The organism is Legionella drancourtii LLAP12, assembly GCF_000162755.2.
Taxonomy (GTDB): Bacteria; Pseudomonadota; Gammaproteobacteria; order Legionellales; family Legionellaceae; genus Legionella; species Legionella drancourtii.
Genome location: NZ_JH413848.1, coordinates 100931 through 125388, shown reverse-complemented (window position 1 = coordinate 125388; position 24458 = coordinate 100931). Strand labels below are relative to the sequence as shown.

Sequence of the window (24458 nt, the reverse complement as noted above, 5' to 3'; positions counted from 1 at the left end):
GGCGCGCATACACATGAGCTAATACAGGACTCATAAGTACTATCCAGATAGGATTTAATGCTTGAAAGCTTTGTGCATCAATAGGAATCCCTAAAAAATCAGGCACCACATTATTTACGGCAAACAAGTTAAGTGAGGTGGGCATCTGTTGGTATAAAGTGAAAAAGATGACTGCCTCAATCATTAAGGCAAAGGCAACGAGCATGCGAATCATCGCCACCTTAGTTTCTTTTTGTGCCAGATAACCGTAATAGAGCACGACTAGAGTGGTTATAACCCACAACAGATTTTTCGCTAGCAACACGTGCTGTAATAAATAGGCTGAACTGAGCGTAAACAAATAAATACCGACAAGGACAAGAAGCCACTGCAGCAGTGAAATTTTATGCTGATCGGCCGCTGTATTAATGTGCGCAACATACTGGCGTTGCAACCCATAATTCGCCAAACCTATTAATAAGCCTATAGAACTCATCATATAAGCGTAGGAATAACCGTAACGATGAGCAATTGCTGGTCCTGCAAATAACGCAATCATACTGCCTAAATTAATTGCCATATAATACAGTGTAAAGCCACCATGCAGGCGTGGATCATTGCACTCATAACATTTAGCCAACAAGTTGGATGGATTGGCTTTAAATAAGCCATTACCGACACAAATTAAACCCAAGGCAAAAAATACATGTTCTTTATCAGTAATCGCTAAAGCAAAATAACCGCTTGCTAAAACAATCAGTCCAAGCACAATAGTGCGTTTGGTACCAAGAATCCGATCACCCAAATACCCACCGATAACCACCATACCATAAACTAAGGCCGAGAAAGCACCAAATGTATAGTATGAATCGCTATCGCTATACCCCAAATAGCGAATGAAAAAAAGCGTTAAAATCCCTTGAACTGTATAAAACCCAAACCGCTCCCACAACTCCAACAAAAAAATCATGTGAAATGCACGTGGCTGCTCACGAAGTAGGTTCAGCATGAGACGTCCTTCCCTAAAGGGTAAACTTTTAAATTAAAGGAAATTTTTATTTTTTGCAATGAGCTTTTCGTTGCAGATTAAACTTAGCCTATGCATAATCAGAGAGCAAGCAATGACTAATGAGATAAAGCAGCCTTAGGTTCCTCTTGTGCGCCCTCCCCTTCATCCTGACTTACCGTTTCACCTTCACTATCAACGCACCCATCATCCACCGTTACGCTAGCAACAGAACTACGTAATGACTGGGCATCCGCGTTAGGGGCATTTTCTGCGGCGAAACCCGCAAGAACCGCCTTGTTATCCCCCAAAAGCTCTAACATTGCGCTTGTTGAATTGGGTTCATTTTGCGTCTGCTCAGGTGACATCGTCCCTTGTACAAAATCTGTATTGCACCCATCAACGTCTTTAGTAGTCGTTGACTCGACGTGCACCCGATTAGTTACCGCAATCGTGTTATCAAGAGATTGTTCATGCCGATGTTCTTGTTGCTCTGCTAATTGAAGCGTATTGCTATTTTGCACCTCATGCTCCGTTTCTGCGGCATTGCGGAACTTATTTATCAGCCAGTTTCCCAGTGCACGCACTATGGGAACAGTAATGCGCACGGCCAGATAGGCAAGGCTAACCGCAGAAACCCCGATTAAAATCGCCAAACCAACATGTGGAAAAAATAAAGAGGTAACCAATCCAACTACGGCAAGTGAGGCCAAACTTACACCTAAACCTTTATCGACAATGTGTACGATACCTAACTCTTTTATTTTTTCCTCGATAACTTCCTCTTTTTCTTTTAAAGCCTCAATACGTTCTTTTTGGGTCTGATGACGCTGTTGCAACGAAGCGATATGTTGATAAATCTCAGTTAAATGTTCTTGATCTGTTGTCTGTTGCAACAGGGTGTGTAGTTTTTCTGCCTCACACTGAATTTGCTGCATTTCCTCTTCCGCACCAACGAGTTCGCGACGCAGTGCTTTTCGTTCTTTACCTAAAACATAACGTTCACGTAAGGCTTTAGCTAATAAAAAGGTGCTCAGGCCTAAAGCAAGCCCCGCACTTACCAGACCAATAACTGGCGCCGCACCAGGAACAGTCAGCGCCGTAATCGCAAGGGCAAGTAATACGGCAGAATACAGCCATCTGGCATTATTATTTAAGGTAATTGGCACGGGGCGTTTTAAAACAAATGCTGCAAGATAAATCCCCGGAACCATTAAGAAATCCAAAGCCGCTAACGAAATCCCACCAAATTGAAAGCCACTGGTTAGCGCCGTCGGAGGCGTACCATGCAAGGCACTAATAGAGGAACCTAATTGCATCGCCTCACTACTGACACCTTTAACAAAACGAGATAAAAAAGGGATGCGCATTAGTAATGACAGCGGCACCTTCTTCTTCTTGGGAATATAGGCGACTGGTTGTTGAATTCCTTGCAAGATGCCTTCAGCATCTTTTTTATCTGCAATTTGCGCTGGTTCAAATGCCATTGGGTACCTACAGATAATGTTATTTATTATTACTATAGCAATTAAATCTTAAGAAATTCTGATGTTGCTTGCTAATCAGGCTAAAATTCAACTATATTTCCTCTTAGAGACTAAATTACCCCAATAAATTATGACGGCTAAAAAAGCCCTTTATCTAGCAGGTGGCGGTGCTCGTGGTGCGTATCAAGCAGGCGTTCTAAAAGCAATAGGCCATATTTTACAAACCAAAACACTGCCTTTCGAAATGGTCAGCGGTGTTAGTGTGGGCAGTATTAATGCCGTAGTGCTTGCAGAAAATGCAGATGACTTCCCAACAGCCCTTGATAAACTGGAAATGATTTGGAGTGAAATTCACTGCCAGCAAATTTATAAAGCCAGTAATTATGAACTAAGTAAATCAGTAATGCGCAATGTAAGTACGCTGGTTATAAAGCAACGTCAAGCAGGCCACTTACTAGACACCACGCCGCTAAAAGCATTAATTGATGACACCATTGATTTTACGCGGATTGCCAAAAATATCAGTGAAGGCCATCTTCATACCTTAGAAATTATTACCAATTGCTATGAATCAAACCAAACTATCTCTTTTTACGATCATAGCGGCGCTGAATTTACTGATTGGCATTATCCTCGCCATAGCAGTCAACGTGCAAACATCCAAGCAGAACATATTTTAGCATCCAGCGCCTTACCCTTATTCTTCCCCACGGTACCGATTGATGGCTTTCATTATGGGGATGGTAGCGTTGGCTTGGTTGCTCCACTACGAGGAGCCATTCGCTTTGAAGTAAATGAGATTATGATTTTGGGTACACGAGCACTACCGACCTTTGTCGATCATGAACCATTCCGTGACAATGATGAGATTCCCTTCGCGCATATTTTAGGTAGTATGCTCAATGGCCTTTTTCTGGATAATTTAGATCGTGATATCGAAATGGTTAATCGCATGAATGAAATTGCCATGCTCCTATCCATATGGAAAAAGCGTCATTCTCCTTGGCGGCCAATTAAAACCATGCATTTACGTCCCAGTAAAGACGTCGCCTCCGTAGCGCAAGCGCATTTTAAATCCTTGCCAGTGTTGCTACGTTATTTACTCAATGTTTTGGGGGCTAAAAATCATTCAGGCGATTTATTAAGCTTCTTACTGTTTGAGCGCGAATTTACGCGGGATCTACTTGAACTTGGTTTCCGAGACACGATTAATAATGCCAAAGCAGTCAGTGCGTTTTTTGAGTAATGATATGGCCCGAATTAAGGCTCAACCTAAGGGGCAACATCTAAATGCCCGCATACAAAAAATTCAACACGCTCTGAGTTTCAGGCATAACCCCATGCCAAATAAAAAAAGCCTCGGCAGCCTGTTCCACTAACATGCCTAAACCATCAACAGCAGCACAATCCCAATATCTGGCAGATTGCACGAACGCCGTTGCTTCTCCTTGTTTATACGATAAATCATAACATAATGGCTTGGTGGAGAAACAAACCGCAGGCAAGGCAATAAACTCTCCAGCTAAACTTGCTGAAGTCGCATTAATTATCAAATCAAAGGGCTCATTTAACTCATTAATGCGCATACATTTTATCTGCGGAAAAGCCTGTTTTAAGGCCTCAGCTTTGGCTAGAGTACGATTAGCAACGACCAAAGTAGCGAGGTTATTTTCCCATAAAGGATGTACAATACCACGTGCAGCACCTCCTGCCCCGATAATTAACACCCGTTTCCCGACCAAGGCAAGATGACGACGCAAATCACGAATCAACCCAATCCCATCGGTATTATCGGCGTATAAGTTCCCTGCATGCATCCATAAGGTATTCGCGGCCCTAGCCAGATTACAACGCACTGAACAGTGCTGTGCTATGGCAAAAGCATGTTGCTTAAAAGGTAAAGTGATATTAAGCCCCTTACCATCTTGTGCAAAAAAAGCGGTTATTTTCTGTTCAAAAGACGATTCATCTGCTTTAATTTTGTGATAGGTCAGGTGAATATTAGTTTGTCTGGCAAAATGCTGATGAATTACCGGAGATAAACTATGGTCTATGGGATTACCAACAACCGCAAAATACTGCGCCACTACATCCTCCTCTTAATCTGTTTTTTTATTGCCAATACAGCCATGGCAAGCAATCAATCGATTAATGTTTATCTTAAATTAAAACCGGACAATCAGGTTAGTGAGCTTATCAAAGAATTTAATCAATTTTTAGAGCAACAAAAAATATTTACTGAATATCAGATTACCCCCTATATTGATAAACACCCGCTGCATGTGACCTTGTATATGGCAAACTATCAAGAAACACAAATTCCCCAGATTATCAAGCACACCGAAGCCTTAGCGAAACAACAAAAGCAAGTTTCCCTCTTAACATCGCGCTTTATCCCTAGTGGCGGTTATGTGATGTTGTCCGTGACCAATGATCCGCAAATACAAGGACTAAGTAATAAGGCATTGAATGCCCTGTCTTCATTACGCAACAAAAAAGCACTCATTCCTGCCTGGGCCGCTCAAGATATAGACCGACAACTCATTTTTACGCAATATGGCAGTCCTAATGTGCTGAATTATTTTAATCCGCATTTTTCGGTGTTTGCAGCAGAGCATTTGCATCCCGATGATAATGCACGCTTGCAGAAGCAATTACAGCTGTTAGTGTCGCAATTTGCGAAAAACCATCAGACGCAAGTACGCACCAATGCTTATGCGATTGGGGTGGGCATTGCTGATTCACAAGGACAAATTGTCAAAGAATTAAAATCATTTTCATTGGAATAGAAAGGGATTATTTAAGCATCGAGGTTATCCAGACACAAATAGAAAAAAAGAAACTATAATTACATAAAATGATCTTTGTGGTTAAATTATGAGCCGACGAGTTGTATTGTGTTTTTCCGATGAACCTACTGCGCCATCACGACTTAAGCCTGGCGATATTTTACTGGTTGCGCGAAAAGATGATACTGGCGAGATAAAAATCGTACAGGAACTACAATATCTTTATAAAAATACCCAAGGCAGCCCTGTGATTGCTCCAGCAATCTATGAGTCACTTGATGAATACATCCACGAAGCGTTACAAGAAGGGACATTAAATGTTGAAATTTTAGCGCACTCTGCATCGATAAGCGCACATTATATTTCACCGACAGAAACCAAAAATTATCCATCACAACGATTTGCAATTGATGAATTGACCACCTGGCTTGAGTCTAATATTTTGAAAAATAAACTTCCCAAGATCTCTATATCACTCATAGTATGTCGCGCTGGCGCAGGAACCAAAGAATTCCCGGCGATCGCCGAACAAATGTTTGCATTATTCACAGAAAAACCGCAGAAAATCACAGCAAGAAAAGGCTTTGTCTATGTAAGTAATAAAGAAAAAATTTACAGCCTTAGCACATTTGATATGCTATTACATAAAGCGTTTATCAATCAAAATACATCTCCTGAAACCATTCTAGAACAGTTATCATTTCCAGCACTACGTGGATTAAGAACGTTGCTGAGCATAACGCAACTACATACGTATGATGACAGTACACCGCTTAATGAAAAATTTGTTTATTTTAAAAATGACGAAGATAAGACACTAAAAATTGATAAACACTTATATGATCTTTATCACTTATCCCATCCTCAACCCAATAAAAAACTAGAGCAGTACACCAAAGAAGAGTTCATAAAACTGGCAAATATCGGCATACAATCCGATAAAAACGAAAAACTATATAAAAAATCACAAATTATTTTACATGATAGTGATTTAATCTACCCTGTGGTAGTTATACAAACAGATTTAAAAAATTATCAAAAAAAAGATATGCTTTTTAAAAAAATTGATGATGTGTATGCAACGATTGAAAATACACCACAACTAAAGCATGCCAAAAAATTTATGGTTTTATTAAACATTATCGACGCTTATGTTAATGAACGTTATGTTTTAAATCTGCCAATGGAAAATATCGAGTCTTTATTAACGGTATTAGAGCGATTGATTGCTAAGAAGGGACAATTTAATGAGCAAGACTACCAAGAAATAAAAGAAACCTGTCAGCACATACAATCCCATCAGAATATAGAGTTCGATGTTTCTGAACACATGAATTTAGCCGGGCTGCAGTTACCAACTTATAAAAGCACTGTCCTAAACCACTGCACACAAATGAATACGCTCTTTGCAAACTATTTAGAATCTTTTTCCAAAATAATTAAAATAGAAAATCAAATGGCTGAAAATGCACAAATTTATACCATGAAAGTAGATACAAACACAGCCGCATTAGAACATCCCCAAGAAGAAAACAATAAGCAAATACTTGCGGATATTGAGAAATTACGTCAAGCAATTCATCAACAAATACAAGAAGCTGCTTATTTATTCAGTTTTAATAAATTTACATCGCCGCAATCACAGGTTTTAACCTCGATGCTGCAATTAATTCATGTACGACAAAAGCAAGAAATTAAAAATACCGAGCCAGATGCTTTTGCACCTTTATTGTTGCAAAATATAAAGCAACTCGAAGCAATTGAGCCTTCGCATGCCCGTGCAAAACTTATAAAAAGAGCTGTAGAAGACTTCGTTAACAGACATTACCATACTCCAGAACCTGTTCGTTCCCAGCAAGAGATGAAATCAGAATTAGTTGCGCATAAAGAGGCAACCGCCCAGGAACGCCGTCTAAATGAGGATGATTACAGTAGTTTATTTGAATTAGATTAATCTTAGTAGCAATCAATGATTACAGCATAGTCATCAATTTAGATCAAAAGCAGATTAGCGCGGAGCTTGCGAAATGAATTGTACTATACATTAATTTCTTAACTTTATAGCAATAACTAGAGCGTTATGGATCCCGCGGACAAGCCGCGAGAATGCGGATTTGGAGCAAATTCAAACGATTATTAATGAGACCAATTTTATTTTATTTCAGCAACTAGACTCTTAGATACCACCTCGCCCAAATCGCGTGATAATTGTTGTTGTGCCAATTGTTCTAGTTGCTGGCGCATCAATAGCTGTCGGGGTTTGTCATAACGCTGCCAACGTGTGAATGGATTGGCTATCCGTGCGGCAATTTGGGGGTTAATCTTATCTAAAATAAGCAGAATCTCCGCCAGGAACGCATAACCACTGCCATCAGGCGCATGAAAATTACGTGGATTTGCCATACAAAATGCGCCGATTACAGAACGTGCTTTATTCGGGTTTTTAATACTGAAATCAGGATGTTGCAACAATTTTTTTACCTGACTTAGGGTAACGGGTAACTCACAGCTGGCTTGCAAGGCAAACCATTTATCCAAGACTAACTCATCTTTAGACCATTGCTTATAAAAATCATTAATGGCCTGCTCACGCAGATTTTGATGTGCACAATTAACCAATAAAGCAAAACTGGCTATTTGATCCGTCATTGTTTGCGCTTGGGTAAATTGCTGCTGACAGATGGCAAGCGCAGCGCTCTCGTTAGACTTCATCATCAACCACAAACACACATTACGCAATTTTCTGCGGCCATAAGCAGGGCCATTCATACGATGATCTTCAGCCTGCCATAATTTTTGGTACATTGACTGCGCCTGCTCATACAAATGTAGCCCTAATTGCGCACGAAAGTAATCACGGGCCGCTTCCACAGCATTCACATCAACAGCATCCAACATTGCCGCAACTTCTTCAAAGCATGGAGGGGTCAACAATTCAGCACGTAGATCCGCATCTAAAGACTCATCGAGCAGCACATGCTTCAATGCCGCAATTAATGCTCCTGGTACTTGCCATTGCGTTCGTGGTAAGCCTAAACACTCGTGAATACAGTTCAGGACTAACCGCTGCGCGGCATCCCATTTTGCATAACCATCCATTTCATGGCGTACCAAGAAGATTAACTCATCTTGACTAAGCTCATGCTTTAATTTAATCGGCGCTGAAAATTCACGTAACAGAGAAATGACTGGTTTTTCACTTAAATCAGTGAAAGTAAAAATTTGTTCCGCTTCGGTTAATTCTAAAATATCGTGCTTAATTGGCATCAATTGACCTTTAGAGTCAAACAAGGCAACGCGAATAGGAATATGAAACGGCTTTTTAGCATGACATTCAGGCGTTGGTGGACAACTTTGTTTCATCAGCAAGCTTAGGTGACCTTGTTCATACTTACTGGTCACCACCACCTCAGGAGTCCCTGCTTGGCTATACCAGCGTTTAAATTGCGTTAAATCCATCCCATTAGCATCTTCCATGGCAGCCACAAAATCATCAATGGTTACCGCATGGCCATCATGGCGTGCAAAATACAAATCCATTCCTTTGCGATAACGCTCTTTACCTAATAACGTATGTTGCATACGAATAACTTCCGCACCCTTGTTATAAATGGTCGCCGTGTAAAAATTATTTATTTCTTGATAAGACTCAGGGCGTACGGGATGTGCCATGGAACTTGCATCTTCAGGAAATTGACTACTACGTAACGCCTTAACATCCATAATCCGATTTACATCTCGTGAATTCATATCACGCGAAAATTCTTGATCGCGGAAAACAGTCAAACCTTCCTTTAAACTTAATTGAAACCAATCGCGGCAAGTGACACGATTTCCCGTCCAATTATGAAAATACTCATGAGCAACGACTCCTTCAACATCGGCAAAATCCTGATCGGTTGCCGTATCCGGACGCGCCAAGATGTATTTGGAATTAAAAATATTTAAGCCCTTATTTTCCATAGCCCCCATATTGAAATCGCTAACGGCAACGATCATGAAAATATCTAAATCGTATTCACGGCCATAAACCTCTTCATCCCAACGCATGGATTTTTTCAATGATTCCATCGCATGCCCACATTTATCTTCATTTCCAGGCTCAACGTAGATGTGTAAATCAACCATTCGCCCAGAACTGGTGACAAATTTATCACGCATCTGCGCCAGATTTCCGGCCACTAGCGCAAATAAATAAGAGGGTTTCTTAAAAGGATCTTGCCAAATGACCCAGTGCCGTCCATCGCTAGCATCACCAGAATCAATTAAATTACCATTGGAGAGCAAAACTGGATATTGCTTTTTATCTGCCGTAATGCGCGTAGTATACGTTGCCAATACATCAGGACGGTCTAGAAAATAGGTGATGCGACGAAAACCTTCAGCCTCGCATTGCGTACAAAACAAATGATTTGAACGATATAGTCCCGATAAGTGTGTATTCTCTTGGGGATAAATACGCGTAACGATTGTTAGAGTAAATTCATCTGGGCAATGTTCGATAATTAATGCATCAGGAGATGCCTGATACTCGGTTGGCTCTAATTGCCTACCATTCATTTGCACGCTGACCAATTCAAGTTCATCGCCATATAAATGCAAAGCCCCCGGATGCTGGCGCGTTAATTTAAGTTCACTGCGCACCAAAGCATGATCATGATATAAATCAAAATTTAAATTGACAGTGTCTACTGCAAATAAAGGAGCTTGATAGTTTTTTAAGTAAATGGTTGTATCTGGAGTGCTCATCATTTTTCCTTAAAACCTGAATGTGGAATTTATTGTCATTTTTATTAAACAATAAATCAATGATAACTTTGTAAAAATGCCTTGCTGTAAACGTTAGTCCAAACCGAATTATTAATCAATTAGATAAGATCCAATCCAAAAAATAATTGTTACACTTTAGGGTCTAACCCACGTTTATATACCAAAATAAAAAAATATCTAAGAATGATTGAGTTATCCATTAATTTTATGCCTATACTGAGTATTAAAGAGGTGGCTTCTCAAGTTAGCTTTTGCGTGCCATCAGGAAAATGAACATACAAAAAAACTCGTCATATCCTGCCGAGGGATAAGTAAAAGGGGATGGCTCATGAACACTCAAGATTTTTTGACCGGCTATACCAAGCGCTTTGTTGATAACAAAGAAGAAGAAATGGGCTTGGATGAATATCTGGAATTGTGTAAAAACGATCCTTCCGCTTATGCCAATCCAGCAGAACGCTTGCTCATGGCTATAGGCGAACCCGAGATGCTCGATACACGTCATGACCCTGTTTTATCACGGATTTTTTCTAATAAAATTATCCCACGTTATACTGTATTTAAAGAATTTTATGGCATGGAAGAGCCCATTGAGCAAATCGTGGGTTTTTTAAAACATGCAGCACAAGGTTTAGAAGAAACCAAACAAGTGCTTTATCTTTTAGGTCCTGTGGGGGGAGGTAAATCATCCATTGCCGAAAAATTAAAAGACTTAATGGAAGACGTTCCCTTTTATGCCATCAAAGGTTCCCCCGTATTTGAATCTCCACTGTCTTTATTTGATCCCACTGAAGATGCGCAATTATTGCGCGAACGTTTCGGCATCCCTTCACGCTATTTACGCTACTTAATGTCACCTTGGGCGGTCAAAAGACTGCACGAGTTTAATGGCGACATTAGCCAATTCAGAGTAATTAAAGTCAAACCTTCTCGCTTGAAACAAATTGCAGTTGCCAAGACCGAGCCTGGTGATGAAAATAATCAGGATATTTCCTCTCTAGTCGGCAAAGTAGACATTCGCAAATTAGAAGAGTTTTCGCAAGACGATCCTGACGCTTACAGCTATTCTGGTGGCTTATGCCGGGCAAACCGGGGTCTTTTAGAGTTTGTGGAAATGTTTAAAGCCCCCATTAAGGTGTTGCATCCGTTGCTTACCGCAACGCAAGAAGGCAATTACAATGCCACTGAAGGCTTGTCGTCCATTCCTTTTGAAGGAATTATTTTAGCCCACTCAAACGAATCAGAATGGCAAACCTTCAGAAACAATAAAAATAACGAAGCATTTATTGACCGTATCAATATTGTGAAAGTACCTTATTGTCTGCGTGTATCAGAAGAGCTGAAAATATATCAAAAACTAATTGATAACAGTTCCTTAACCCAAGCCCATTGTGCTCCAGGGACGCTGGATATGTTGGCGCAATTTTCCGTATTAACACGTTTGAAAGAGCCACAAAATTCAAGCATTTATTTAAAAATGCGGGTATATAATGGCGAAAGCTTGAAAGATACCGATCCTAAAGCAAAATCTTATCAAGAATATCGTGATTTTGCCGGTGTCGATGAAGGAATGAGTGGGGTGTCAACGCGTTTTGCCTTCAAAATACTGTCCAAAGTATTTAACTTTGACCACAGTGAAGTGGCAGCCAACCCCGTACATTTAATGTACGTGCTCGAACGTCAAATTGAACAAGAACAATTCCCACAAGAACAACAGGAAACTTATTTAGGCTTTATTAAAGAGTATTTAGCAACCAAGTATGTAGAATTTATCGGCAAAGAAATTCAAACGGCTTATCTGGAATCGTACTCTGAATACGGACAAAATATCTTTGATCGCTACATCACTTATGCTGATTTCTGGATTCAAGACCAAGATTATCGTGACCCCGATACCGGTGAGATTTTTGATCGCGGCTTACTCAATTTGGAATTGGAAAAAATTGAAAAACCGGCCGGAATCTCAAATCCTAAAGACTTCCGTAATGAAGTCGTGAATTTTGTTCTTCGCGCACGAGCTAATAACCGTGGTAAAAACCCCGTGTGGAACAGTTATGAAAAATTAAGATCGGTAATCGAGAAAAAAATGTTCACCAATACAGAGGACTTATTACCGGTGATTTCCTTTAATGCCAAATCCTCTGAAGATGATAAGAAAAAACATGAGGAATTTATTTCCCGCATGATAGAAAAAGGCTACACCAGGAAACAAGTGCGCCTGCTTTGTGAATGGTATTTACGAGTACGCAAGTCACAATAATAACACGAATGAAACTATCAAAGATCCCTTCACCTACTTGCTGGTGAGCAGTAAAAAGCGGGTATATATACCCGCTTTTTAGCTGATTCCATGCACTACCTGCATGGAATTAAGGATCAAAGTCGCGGAGCTAAAATCATGTCGCAATTGATTGATAGACGACAAAATGCGGGAAAAAAAAGTACGGTGAATCGCCAACGTTTTCTTCGTCGCTATAAAAATCAAATAAAAAGAGCCGTCTCCGATGCTGTCGGTAAACGCAGTATTACTGAAATTGATCAAGGCGAACAAATCACAATTCCCGCTAAAGACATTTCTGAACCCATGTTTCATCGCGGTAAAGGCGGTCATGTCGAGCGCATCTTACCTGGCAATGATAATTTTGTTGCCGGTGATCGGATTAAAAGACCAAGCGGAGGCGAGGATGGCGGTGGAGGTGGCGGTGAGGCCAGTAATAGTGGCGAAGGTGAGGATGACTTTGTTTTTGAATTATCGCGCGAAGAGTTTCTAGATTTGTATTTTGAAGATCTGGAATTACCTGATTTGATTAAAAAAGAATTGGCACGCATCAGTACCTTTAAAACCATACGTGCCGGGGTTAGTACCAGCGGAATTCCCAATAATATTAATGTGTTACGCTCAATGAAACAGGCAACAGGCCGCCGAGTCGCACTTGCCTCCCCTTATAAACGACAATTAAAGCACGCTGAAGAAGAATTAACCCGTTTGCAAGCAGAACCCATACCCGATATGTGCGCGATCAAAGAACTACAAAAACAGATTGAACACTTTAAAAAGAGAATACAGGCCGTTCCCTTTATTGATACCATTGATCTTCGTTACAATCATCGTATCCGTGTGCCCTCACCTTCCACTCAAGCAGTAATGTTTTGTGTCATGGATGTGTCCGGTTCGATGGATGAAGCCAAAAAAGATATTGCCAAACGCTTTTTCATCCTCCTATACATGTTTCTCACCAAGAATTATGAAAAAATCGAATTAGTCTTTATTCGTCATCATACCTCGGCCAAAGAAGTAAATGAGGAAGAATTTTTTTATTCGCGAGAAACGGGCGGCACTGTTGTGTCAAGCGCCCTAGAATTACTAAATACCATTATTGAAGCGCGCTATCCACCTGAAGCCTGGAACATTTATGTTGCGCAAGCATCTGACGGTGACAATTGGAACGCGGACTCGCCCTATTGCCAAGAATTACTGCAAGATAAAATCATGCCTTTATTGCAATATTTTGCTTATATAGAAATTATGCCACGGCACCATCAAAGTTTGTGGGAAGTCTATCAACTCGTCAAAGAACAATACCCAAATTTTGCGATGGAGAATATTGATACTGTTGCTGATATTTATCCCGTCTTTCATGAATTATTTAAAAGGAAAACGGTATGAAAAAAAGAAAGCCTCTATCCACCGGGGCCGAATGGACCTTTGAGTTAATCCAAGATTATGATCGTGAAATTGCCCGTATTGCTAAAGATTTTAAGCTTGACACTTATCCAAATCAAATAGAAGTTATCTCTGCGGAGCAGATGATGGATGCTTATGCTTCCGTAGGCATGCCAATAGGATATAGCCATTGGTCTTTCGGCAAACATTTTGTCGGTGTTGAAAAAAGCTATAAGCGTGGGCAAATGGGGTTAGCCTATGAATTGGTGATTAACTCCAATCCATGTATTTCTTATTTAATGGAAGAAAACACAATAGCGATGCAAGCACTGGTCATTGCTCATGCCTGCTATGGCCATAATTCATTTTTTAAAAATAACTATTTATTTAAAATGTGGACTTCAGCAGATGCCATCATAGATTATTTAGTTTTTGCCAAAAAATATATTGGTGATTGTGAGGAACGTTATGGTATTGATGAGGTTGAATCCATTCTAGATGCCTGCCATGCGTTGATGAATTATGGGGTAGACCGCTATAAACACCCTGCCCCCTTATCCATACAGGAAGAAAAAATTCGTCAACAAAACCGTGAAATCTACATGCAATCCCAAGTTAATGAATTATGGCGAACTATTCCACAAAACAAGCACGCGGCAGAACAAGGTAAGACCAAACGCTATCCCGAAGAACCACAAGAAAATATTTTATATTTTCTTGAAAAAAATGCGCCGCTATTAGAACCTTGGCAACGGGAAATTGTGCGCATCGTGAGAAAAATGGCACAATATTTTTACCCACAAGGACAAACTAAAGTAATGAATGAAGGCTGGGCCTGTTTTTGGCACTACACCATCTTACATGCACTTTATGATGAAGGCCTTGTTACCGATGAATTTATGCTGGAAATTTTACAAAGCCACACCAATGTGATTATGCAACCTTCTTATAATAGTCCTTATTTCAGTGGCATTAATCCCTACACCTTGGGCTATCATATGATGCAAGACATTAAGCGAATTTGTGAAAGCCCAACGGAAGAAGATAAGGCTTGGTTCCCCTATCTCGCGAACACCGATTGGTTAACAAGCTTAGATATGGCAATGCGTAATTACAAAGATGAAAGTTTTATTGCACAATATTTATCACCAAAATTGATCCGTGATTTAAAATTATTCCATCTTGTTGATGATGATCGTAGCCCTGAGCTTTATGTTAATGCGATTCATAATGAGCCGGGATATCAGAAAATAAGAGAAGCCTTATCGCGACAACATAATTTAGGTTATTTTGAACCAGATATCCAGGTTTATTCAGTTGATTTACAAGGCAATCGCGCCATGACATTAAGACATACCCAACAAAATCGGGCACCCTTGGGTGAAACCACTTCTGCGGTATTAAAGCACCTTCATTCACTGTGGAAATTCCCAGTGATTTTGCAATCGATTGACTCAGATAATAAAATAACGGCAGAGTATCATTGCCCGCCGTTGTCTCAATCAAAAACAGAAGATAAGTAAATGAGAAGCTAAAAGTACTGGGCGGATGCGAAATAATTATTGCCTGGGCAGTAAAAAGTAGATGAGTTTAAAAAACGATATACCCATCGAGATAATTATGAGCTTTATGCTTATGGAGACAGTATTCATGATCGCGCATTACTTAATTATGCCGATCATGCTTTTTACAAATGTTTTGAGTAAATGCCTCTTTAGTTGTACCAAAGAGGCAGAAAGAAGATTACTCAGATGCTAACTCTATAGCAAAAGCAACTGCTAATTTGGCGAAATTAGTCATATGCTCCAAGCTCAACAGCTCCATAGTGTCCGAGCTACTATGAATATAGGGGTTATGCTCATCAAAATTAGATTCACAGGGGAATGCTGCCGGAATACCTTCATCATCCCACGATGCATGGTCACTGCAACCATAGCCACATTGTGAATAATCAACAGGCACCTGAACATAGGTATCAATTAATTTAGCAACGAAATTACTCAAACCTCTATCAACATGATCGGTATAAACCCACATTGTTGGATCTTTAGGGTCAACACGATAACCTGTCATATCAAACTGAATTGCGGCTTTAACCGGAATAGAATGATCTTGAAAATGTTCGACCACATATTGAGAACCAACTAAACCACGTTCTTCAGCAGCATACCAAATAATATAAATTGGCCGCTTAAAGGAGGCATTAGAAGATAATAGAACACGTGCCATTTCCATGATACTGGAAGAACCACTACCATCATCACCAGCACCAGGCATACGTCCATCAAGGGTATCCATATGTGCACCAATAACAATCCCAGGAGCCTTAATATCTTTACCAATAACCGTGACTAAAGAAGGTTGTTTATAGCGTCCTGTTTTTACAAAATAAGTTACCGTATCCGTACGACCATATTCAGTTGCCATTGCTTCAAATGTAGATTTTAACCAATTGGCAGCATCCACACCAGTATCTTTGGTTGAAGAACGATTATGGTAGGACGTTAAATGCGTTAAGGTTTGCCAAATATTATCGGCAACAACATTTTTTAAAGCGGCATTCACTTCATTCTGGTGTTTAATTTCATAAGTGCTTTTGTCGGCAGGTACGGCATGAACTGATTTTTTTTGTAATAAATTGCGTGCAGATTGCTGTTGTACAGCAAGTGCGGCGCCATTTAAACGATGACTGACATTTACAAAACGACCACAGTGTACTTGATCGGCCAAATGACTTAGCACATCGACATCCGTGCTAGGAACATCAATAATCTTAAATTGCTTATTCTCTGCCAAGACGCCATAAGCAGTAGTAATTTTAGCCGCCAGACATTGTGGTACTTGCAGTTGCTCATGCACTGGGATGCTTGTTGCAGAAACATGGGCGCTTGCTAACATTGAACCCGCAGCGATACAGGTCATCCATTGATTAAAACGCATATCCTCTCCTAATTGATGTTGAGCTTCAGACTACATGAGGTAAATCATGCATTTTCACTTTACCTTAAATTTAACGGTCGAATCTACAAGCTGAAAAAATAAAAAAATAAACAGCTGAGCTATTTTCGCCACTTATTGCTATTGATAATCATTTTCATTTGCGATAAAGTCTTATTTCCAATGATTGAATGGGCAAATATACCACAATGAATACAAAAAACATCCCTATTAATCCCAAAAAGATCCCTTATTACATTTCCTTAACACTACTTACGGCTGGGGCCAGTTTAATTCTTGGCTTTTTAAGTTTTGGGGGCATGTTTGCTTTGCTTCCGGTTTTACCGCTCGCATTTGCAGCTTTTGGTTTATCAGTTGCATATGAAGGGGAAATTTATTTACAGAACATTAAAGGAGCTCTTGGTAAATTATTCAGACATAATTATTTGAAAAATCATCTGGCACGCGAATATTTACTGGAGAACTTTCCTCTAAATACCACATCTTCAGATTGCCCACAATTTTTCAAGGACTATGAAAAACAACTAAAACTGCTTACCCTCTTTGCTCATAAAAATTTAAACAAAAAAAGTAAAAAGCAAAAAAAACAAATCGAAAAAACGCTCAACGATATGGAAAAATGGTTTGCTTTACAGTTATTTCCTCACGCTAAACAGCAAGAAGGAAAGCAAGCTGTATATGGTGAGGAATTAACCATCTGGCTTGCTAAAGCAGAACGACAGCAAACAAAATGGCAAGAGCGTTTAGCAAAACGTCGTAGCACTTTTCATCTTGTTGCAAGCTTTAGTACGCTGTCAGCACTGTTTATGGGACTTGGTACAACCTACTTAGTCGTTGAAGCATTTAGTGTTATTCCCTGGATTGCCGCAATTCCTTTTGCATCCTGGCCACTCATTATTGTACCCATGGCACTAATCGCAGGCGCAGCCTATGGCTTGTTAACTTACAATACGGTAACGGATCTGATTAACAACGATACCTTAAATAAATGGTATAAAAAGATTCGTACTAATTTAAGCCAGGAACTCTCTGTACGTAACGTATTTATCGCAAGCATGGCTGTAGCACTGGTCGGCTTAGCTATAGCTCTGACCATTTGTACTGCGGGAACCTGGTGGACTATAGCAAGCAGCGCACGCCCATTATTTGACTGGATGAGCAAGATCCCAAGCGTTGTTATGGGCGTAATCAACCCAATGATTACGGGCTTATCTGCTATATTTTTTAACGTACAAAATACCGCAGAATCATTAGAAATGCTTGAGGAAATGACAAATCCTGCCGCAAATAAACCCAATCTATTACAAAGGATGTATCAGACAATTAACAAGGGCATTAATCACCTGCATGCCACAGAAAACTGGCTACAAATACTAAATCCATTTCGCCTGCTATTAAAGCTAGTCATGACGCCACTGCGAGTCCTGTTGTTTATTGGCCATTTAGTAAGCATCGCCCTTACCGCCGATCGTGTACCCGGCATTCCCCAAATTTGGGCAGCACTCATAGCGTTCATTAGCGAAGGCTTTGAAGACGTACATTATTTTACCGGACATAGCCCGGCTCATGAGCTGGGTCACGAACATTATAAACAGGAACACACGGATGAACTAAAAACCTTAATCCAAGAACGTCTAGATGCACATGCCGGTCATAGTCATGATGCTGATATCCCCACTAAAATCCTAAAAAGCATTGCGATTCCCGCCTATGTCCTGGCTGCTGCTTGGGATTATTTCGCAAGCAAACTAAATAAATCCACAGCCACAGCGGATGGCAAACAGCAACCTAGACAACTAACATTTAACCACGCATGGCATAAACAACGTGGTAATGAAGCCGTAGTTGATGCGCATTTATCTACGCTGGCAGAAAAGCAACCATCAGCCCATTGGCAAATAGAACACACCCTCTCTTTACTGCAAAAATATGAGCAGAAACATCTCAATAAAGTAATCCTCGGCAACTCTATTGCTGAAGAAAAAAAGCAAGAACTAAGAAAATTACAACAGAAAATACGGGAAATAGCGCCCGAATCATTAGCCGAAGTATTAACTGCGGCCAAAGCAAATCCAGTCTTTAATCAACATCGATTATTTGCTGAGCAAGGAGAACCAACCCGCACACAAATCTTCCTTGACGAATTGCCCGAGCGTGTGCTTGCCGCAAAGTGCGACGTCATTGGACTAATTTAATGCCGAAAAGGAACGGCCAAAGTGACAAGGATGTCCATTCGTTCCTGATGTAGATAAAAGATAGACATCGCGCCTATGCTTTAACTACAGCCCCACTAAGCAAACTTAGAACCATGCTTACTGCTCACGATATCTTCATAGACCTTTCCATATTCCGCAACCATTCTATCCCCGGTAAATAAGGCTTGATAACGTGCCGCAGCATTTTCCCCCATCAGCGCACTTTCCCGTGGATTATCCCAGATAAATTGCATGGCATCACGTAAAGCAACCGCATCATCAGGAGGAATAACAAAACCGGTTTCGCCATTCACATTAATAAAACTTGTTCCGGTGCCAATTTCCGCAGATATTAACGGCTTACCCATCATCGCGCCTTCGAGGAGAGAAATACCAAACGCTTCTGAACGTAGATGCGAGGGGAATAGTACTGAAAGACATAAGTCTAAAAGCGCCATTTTATCAGTATCTGATAGTCGTCCCAGAAAATGGACATGGGTTAAGTTCAATTTATTCGCATAAACTTTTAATTCTTCTTCAAGCGGCCCAGTGCCCACAATCAAGACCGGAAATGTTGTATTTTTCAGCGCATCTAAAAGGATATGCAACCCTTTATAATAACGTAGCACCCCGATAAACAGGAAAAAGCGGTTACCAAAACTATTGCGCCAATAAGTATATTGCTCAGCCGTCGGCACAGGATAACTTGCTCTATTTAAACCAATAGGAATGGCAGTTACTTTATCCTTATATTTTTGTAAGGTAGGGCTGCTTGCTAAATAATTAGGTGATGTTGCCACAATCCTATCTACTGAACTTAAAAAACGGTTCATTAACGGGCGATAAAAAAAAAGTAATTGTTGCTGGCGCACAATATCAGAATGATAGGTTAAAACTGATGGCTTTTTAATCCGCCAAAATAGATGCAATACATCGGCAAATGGCCAAGGAAAATGATAGTGAATGACATCGGTTTTTTGAGCAATTTTGTTAAAATCACGTAATAAAGAAAAAGATATACTATTTGAGGCAATCGAGAAATTTTCTTTATAACAAAGATTCTTGATTCCTTCATGCGTTATTTCCGTTTCTTGCCAATCTTTAGAAAGGGAAAGAACCGTATGACTAAAACGTGGATCATTTGCTTTAGCCATTTGATAAATTGTTTGTTCAACACCACCAAAAGTATCATTTAAAAATGTCTTATAGACATGCAATATATTCATATACGTTCAACTAGGAATTTGTCTTGATGCTGCCTATTTCTTGATACGCGAGCTTACCGCCAACTGAGCAACAGTTCTTACCTGAACAACCGAACAAATAAGGCAATCACTTTTTGCAAGGCAACTAATAAACTCGCCGTGAGAAGATCATTTGTGTACTACTTTATTAACAACCTAAAAACCACCATCAGCAACTAACTTTTCGCATTGCGCTTCTTTCATATCTTCTCTCATCATTTCTACAACTAAATCATGGAATGAGGTTTTGAATTCCCAGCCAAGCTTTTGCTTTGCTTTCATTGCATCACCCAATAAGCTTTCTACTTCTGTAGGGCGGAAATAACATGGATCTACTTCAACGATGCATTTTCCAGTAACCACATCATAACCTTTTTCTTCGCAGTCCAGGCCTTCCCAGTGGATGCTAATACCAATTTCTTTAGCCGCAATCTCGACAAATTCACGAACTGAATGTTGTTCACCAGTGGCAATAACAAAATCTTCTGCTTGCTCTTGCTGCAACATTAACCATTGCATTTCAACATAGTCACGCGCATGTCCCCAATCACGCATTGCATTAAGGTTTCCTAAATACAAACGTTCTTGAGTTCCCAGTTTAATCCGTGCTAATGCGCGCGTAATTTTACGCGTAACGAACGTTTCACCACGCAGCGGCGATTCATGATTAAATAAAATACCGTTACACGCATAGATTCCATAAGCTTCACGATAATTCACGGTTATCCAATATGCATATAATTTTGCTACTGCATAAGGACTACGAGGATAAAAAGGCGTCGTTTCCTTTTGTGGGACTTCTTGCACTAAACCGTATAATTCAGAAGTACTCGCTTGATAAAAACGGGTTTTATTTTCCAGTTTCAAAATACGAATTGCTTCCAACAAACGCAATGCCCCCAACGCATCTGAATTTGCAGTATATTCTGGTTCTTCAAATGATACTGCGACATGACTTTGAGCCGCCAGATTATAAATTTCATCAGGTTGTACCTGTTGTACAATACGAATCAAGCTGGATGAGTCCGTTAAATCACCATGATGGAGCGTCAAGTTATGTCCATTAACATGGGGATCATGATACAAATGATCAATACGAGCGGTATTAAATAGAGAGGAGCGTCTCTTGATTCCATGTACGGCATAGCCTTTAGCTAATAATAATTCTGCCAAATACGCACCATCTTGGCCGGTGATACCTGTAATCAAAGCTGTTTTCACGTTTGTTCCTTATACGACAAATTAAACAATATCAATGTGTGAATAAAATTATTTATTCTACTGGTTTTTCTTGCTGAGATTGGTGCTTAAGCAGACTATCTTCTTTTATTTGGAGAAGAAACTATCCGTCTGCTTATATAAACGTACCTCGATTATTCGCATTCTGTAGCTTGAATAAGTTCCTCGATTGTCTGCACCGTCTGCTTAATTACGGGGACATTCTGACGTGTTTCTACATTGAGACGCAATAAGGGTTCAGTATTCGATGAACGCAAATTCAAACGCATGGTGTCAAACTCAAGACTAATACCATCAGTTCTATCTATGCTTGGCTTAAATTGGGAAAAATGCGCTTCGACAACCTTCATTATTTGCTGCGGATTGTTAACCTTGTAATTAATTTCGCCGCTGCAAGGAAAAGCCTTGACGCGTTCATTAATCAGACTTTCCAGTGATTTACCAGAGCGACTCATGAGGTCAATAACTAATAACCAGGGAATCATACCACTATCACAATAAGCAAAATCACGGAAATAATGATGCCCACTCATTTCACCACCATAAATAGCATTTTCATGGCGCATACGCTCTTTAATAAAGGCATGTCCCGTTTTACATTGTATGGCTTGTCCCTGAGCCTGAGTCACGATATCAATGGTGTTCCAAGTTAAGCGAGGATCGTGAATAATTTTTTCGCCAGGATTTTTTTCCAGGAAGGCTTCAGCCAGTAAACCAACAAGATAATAACCTTCGATGAATTCACCGTGATTATCAAACAAAAAACAGCGATCAAAATCGCCATCCCAGGCAATACCCATGTCTGCATTATGTGCTTTAACCATGTTTGCGGTAACTTGACGATTTTCGGGTAGCAAAGGATTGGGGATACCATTAGGAAAATCGCCGTTTGCTTCATGGTTAATTTTAATGAAGGTTACGGGAATATTTGCCGCGGCAAAACGGGCCTCAATTGCATCAATAACATGACCTGCGGCACCATTTCCGGCATCGACAAGCAATTTTAAAGGCTGCAGCTTTTCTACTTGAATGTAACTAAGCAAATGACTCACGTAAGCATCTAAGATACTTAATTGCTGCAATTGCCCTTTATGTGCAGACACTTGAAATTGATTTTTGCGAACCAATTGCTCAATAGTATGTAACCCACTATCACCACTAATAGGCACCGCACCTTTACGCACTAGTTTCATGCCATTGTATTCAATTGGATTATGGCTGGCTGTAACTTCAATACCGCCATCAACGTCCAGATGAAATGCCGCAAAATACACTTCTTCCGTGCCGGTCATGCCAAGGTCAATCACATCAGTACCCGCATCCATAATGCCACGCGCCAAGGCTTGCTTTAGTGGCTCACTGCTATGCCGAGCATCACTACCAACAACAAGAGAACGCGCTTTTAAAAATTGGGCATAAGCAAAACCAATACGGTAAGCAATGTCGTCGGTGAGCTCAATCTCAAGCTTGCCGCGAATATCATAAGATTTAAAACATGCTAGTTTCATAAATTAAACCCGCCCATAATTATCTTGAAAGCGCACAATGTCATCTTCACCAAGATAATCACCGCTTTGTACCTCAATCATAACAAGATCAAGGACGCCAGGATTTTCTAATCGATGCTTACATCCAGCAGGGATATAAGTTGATTCGTTTACTCGAACAAAAAACTCTTCATCACCATTAACCACTTTGGCCATGCCACTCACTACGATCCAATGTTCACTACGATGATGATGCATTTGCAAGCTTAAACTTGCCCCGGGTTTGACTTCAATTCGCTTGATCTTAAAACGTTCATTTTGCTCAAGAATGGTGTATGTACCCCAAGGGCGATATACCGTACGATGCAATCTATGAGCCTCATGGCCACGAGCCTTTAATTGAGTGTAAATGTGTTTGACATCTTGTGCTCGTGACTTATCTGCGACTAATAATGCATCGGGCGTATCAACGATAAGTAAGTTATCAACACCAACAACACCAACGAGACGATCATTACTTTTGATATTGCAATTGACAACATCATGCAACAAGATCTCTCCCTCAAGACGATTACCGTCTTGATCTGGCTCAATAAACTCATCAATGGAATTCCAGGAACCAACATCGCTCCAACCAATCTGACACGGCACTACAGCAATGTTTTCCGATTTTTCCATAACCGCATAATCAATTGAACTATCAGGAACCAGCGCAAAGGTTTGTTCGTCTAACTCAAGACCCCTAATGTTTTGCTGCTCAAGGTAGTGCGAATGAGAAAAACAAGTACGCACTGCTGCAAGAATTTCTGGGCAATGGGATTGCATTGCACGTAGCATCGTGCCAGCCGAAAATAAGAACATGCCCGAATTCCACAAAAAGCGTCCCGAAGCCAGATATTGCTCCGCTTTTGCTAAAATGGGTTTTTCAACGAAACGTAAAACCTGGTTTGCTTCTGCTTCGATATAACCATATTCAGTCTTGGGCTCAGTAGGCGAAATACCAAAAGTGACTAATTTATCGCATTGAGCTAAGGCCATAGCATCAGAAACTGCGCTTTGAAAAGCATCCTGATCTAAAATTAAATGATCTGCAGCAAGTACCAACATCATGGCGTCTTCGCCATGTGTTTTAATGGTCTGCAGCACAGCAACAGCAATTGCAGCGGCCGTATTGCGACCAACAGGCTCCATTATGTACGTAGTTGCTGTATTACCGTGATTCACTTCATTACTTTCTTCAATAATTTTGAATATAAATTCTTTATTGGTAACGACCAATGCTTCACGCACATTCGGTAATGACGCCCCTCGAATGAAGGCTTTTTGAAATAGGCTTTGGCCATCAGCAAGGCGAATAAATGGCTTGGGATGTAATTCACGAGATACGGGCCAGAGACGCGATCCTGCTCCGCCACACAGTATGATTGGTATTAGCTGCATATAAATCCTGTTTTTCTTTTTTCTTAAAATTTTACGGTCTGTGGACATCAACAGCGCATCGCGTGATGCCGAATTTACTGCGGTAAGAAAAATATTTTCCTGATGTAATCGCGTGCCATAACAATGCGAAACGAGTTCCAAGCATTCTCACTAAATCGTTGTTATCCATGGACAGACTTAGATTTTAACAATTTCACACA

General features: G+C 40.3%; 16 protein-coding genes. 7 read left to right on the top strand and 9 right to left on the bottom strand.

Annotated elements, in window-relative coordinates:
- Together LDG_RS16675 and LDG_RS16670 are read right to left on the bottom strand one after the other, a co-directional pair.
- On the bottom strand, positions 1-988 hold a 988-nt coding region (locus LDG_RS16675), incomplete at its 3' end, for an oligopeptide:H+ symporter (protein ID WP_148263604.1).
- 116 nt (positions 989-1104) lie between these two features.
- Entirely contained in the window at positions 1105-2472 is a 1368-nt protein-coding gene (locus LDG_RS16670) for a hypothetical protein (protein WP_006872627.1), read from the bottom strand.
- A 130-nt stretch (positions 2473-2602) separates the two neighbouring features.
- On the opposite strand from LDG_RS16670, the gene LDG_RS16665 reads away from it, so the two are divergent.
- The gene (locus LDG_RS16665; RefSeq protein WP_006872626.1) at positions 2603-3718 is read left to right on the top strand and encodes a patatin-like phospholipase family protein; all 1116 of its coding nucleotides are present in this window, start codon (positions 2603-2605) and stop codon (positions 3716-3718) included.
- A gap of 40 nt (positions 3719-3758) precedes the next feature.
- Here LDG_RS16665 and aroE read toward each other — a convergent pair whose 3' ends face one another.
- The gene (gene aroE / locus LDG_RS16660) at positions 3759-4559 is read right to left on the bottom strand and encodes a shikimate dehydrogenase (RefSeq protein WP_006872625.1); all 801 of its coding nucleotides are present in this window, start codon (positions 4557-4559) and stop codon (positions 3759-3761) included.
- Between aroE and LDG_RS16655 the strand changes: the two genes are divergently transcribed.
- Together LDG_RS16655 and LDG_RS16650 are read left to right on the top strand one after the other, a co-directional pair.
- A complete protein-coding gene (locus tag LDG_RS16655; RefSeq protein ID WP_050805592.1) occupies positions 4518-5261 on the top strand; it encodes a 2'-5' RNA ligase family protein in 744 nt (247 codons plus the stop codon). The two genes, aroE and LDG_RS16655, sit on opposite strands and share 42 nt — an antisense overlap.
- Positions 5262-5349: 88 nt before the next feature.
- Complete coding sequence (locus LDG_RS16650) at positions 5350-7215, top strand: hypothetical protein (protein ID WP_006872623.1); 1866 nt, start codon at positions 5350-5352, stop codon at positions 7213-7215.
- Positions 7216-7412: 197 nt separating this feature from the next.
- Here LDG_RS16650 and pepN read toward each other — a convergent pair whose 3' ends face one another.
- Positions 7413-10010 carry an aminopeptidase N gene (pepN, locus tag LDG_RS16645; protein ID WP_006872622.1) on the bottom strand — a complete coding sequence of 866 codons (2598 nt, stop codon included), beginning with the start codon at positions 10008-10010 and terminating at the stop codon, positions 7413-7415.
- Between the two features lie 349 nt (positions 10011-10359).
- Here pepN and LDG_RS16640 point away from each other — a divergent pair, with 349 nt between their 5' ends.
- From LDG_RS16640 to LDG_RS16630, 3 genes are all read left to right on the top strand, one after another.
- A complete protein-coding gene (locus tag LDG_RS16640) occupies positions 10360-12291 on the top strand; it encodes a PrkA family serine protein kinase (RefSeq protein WP_006872621.1) in 1932 nt (643 codons plus the stop codon).
- Between the two features lie 138 nt (positions 12292-12429).
- On the top strand, positions 12430-13698 hold the full coding sequence (locus LDG_RS16635; protein WP_006872620.1) for a YeaH/YhbH family protein: 1269 nt from the start codon (positions 12430-12432) through the stop codon (positions 13696-13698).
- The gene (locus LDG_RS16630; RefSeq protein WP_006872619.1) at positions 13695-15218 is read left to right on the top strand and encodes a SpoVR family protein; all 1524 of its coding nucleotides are present in this window, start codon (positions 13695-13697) and stop codon (positions 15216-15218) included. The genes LDG_RS16635 and LDG_RS16630 overlap by 4 nt, the downstream gene beginning before the upstream one ends.
- Positions 15219-15438: 220 nt before the next feature.
- On the opposite strand, the gene lapA is transcribed toward LDG_RS16630, so the two are convergent.
- Complete coding sequence (lapA, locus tag LDG_RS16625; protein WP_006872618.1) at positions 15439-16635, bottom strand: aminopeptidase LapA; 1197 nt, start codon at positions 16633-16635, stop codon at positions 15439-15441.
- A gap of 206 nt (positions 16636-16841) precedes the next feature.
- Between lapA and LDG_RS16620 the strand changes: the two genes are divergently transcribed.
- On the top strand, positions 16842-18848 hold the full coding sequence (locus LDG_RS16620) for a hypothetical protein (RefSeq protein WP_040536444.1): 2007 nt from the start codon (positions 16842-16844) through the stop codon (positions 18846-18848).
- Between the two features lie 95 nt (positions 18849-18943).
- On the opposite strand, the gene LDG_RS16615 is transcribed toward LDG_RS16620, so the two are convergent.
- The 4 genes from LDG_RS16615 to LDG_RS16600 all read right to left on the bottom strand — a co-directional run bounded on the left by LDG_RS16615 (position 18944) and on the right by LDG_RS16600 (position 24399).
- A complete protein-coding gene (locus LDG_RS16615; protein WP_006872616.1) occupies positions 18944-20074 on the bottom strand; it encodes a glycosyltransferase in 1131 nt (376 codons plus the stop codon).
- A gap of 174 nt (positions 20075-20248) precedes the next feature.
- Positions 20249-21313 carry a GDP-mannose 4,6-dehydratase gene (gene gmd / locus LDG_RS16610; RefSeq protein WP_006872615.1) on the bottom strand — a complete coding sequence of 355 codons (1065 nt, stop codon included), beginning with the start codon at positions 21311-21313 and terminating at the stop codon, positions 20249-20251.
- A gap of 152 nt (positions 21314-21465) precedes the next feature.
- Positions 21466-22839 (bottom strand): phosphohexomutase domain-containing protein, encoded by a 1374-nt coding sequence (locus tag LDG_RS16605; RefSeq protein WP_006872614.1) that lies wholly within the window; start codon positions 22837-22839, stop codon positions 21466-21468.
- Positions 22840-22842: 3 nt separating this feature from the next.
- Positions 22843-24399: a mannose-1-phosphate guanylyltransferase/mannose-6-phosphate isomerase gene (locus LDG_RS16600; RefSeq protein WP_006872613.1), complete on the bottom strand. Its 1557-nt coding sequence runs from the start codon at positions 24397-24399 to the stop codon at positions 22843-22845.
- Positions 24400-24458 lie beyond the last annotated feature (59 nt).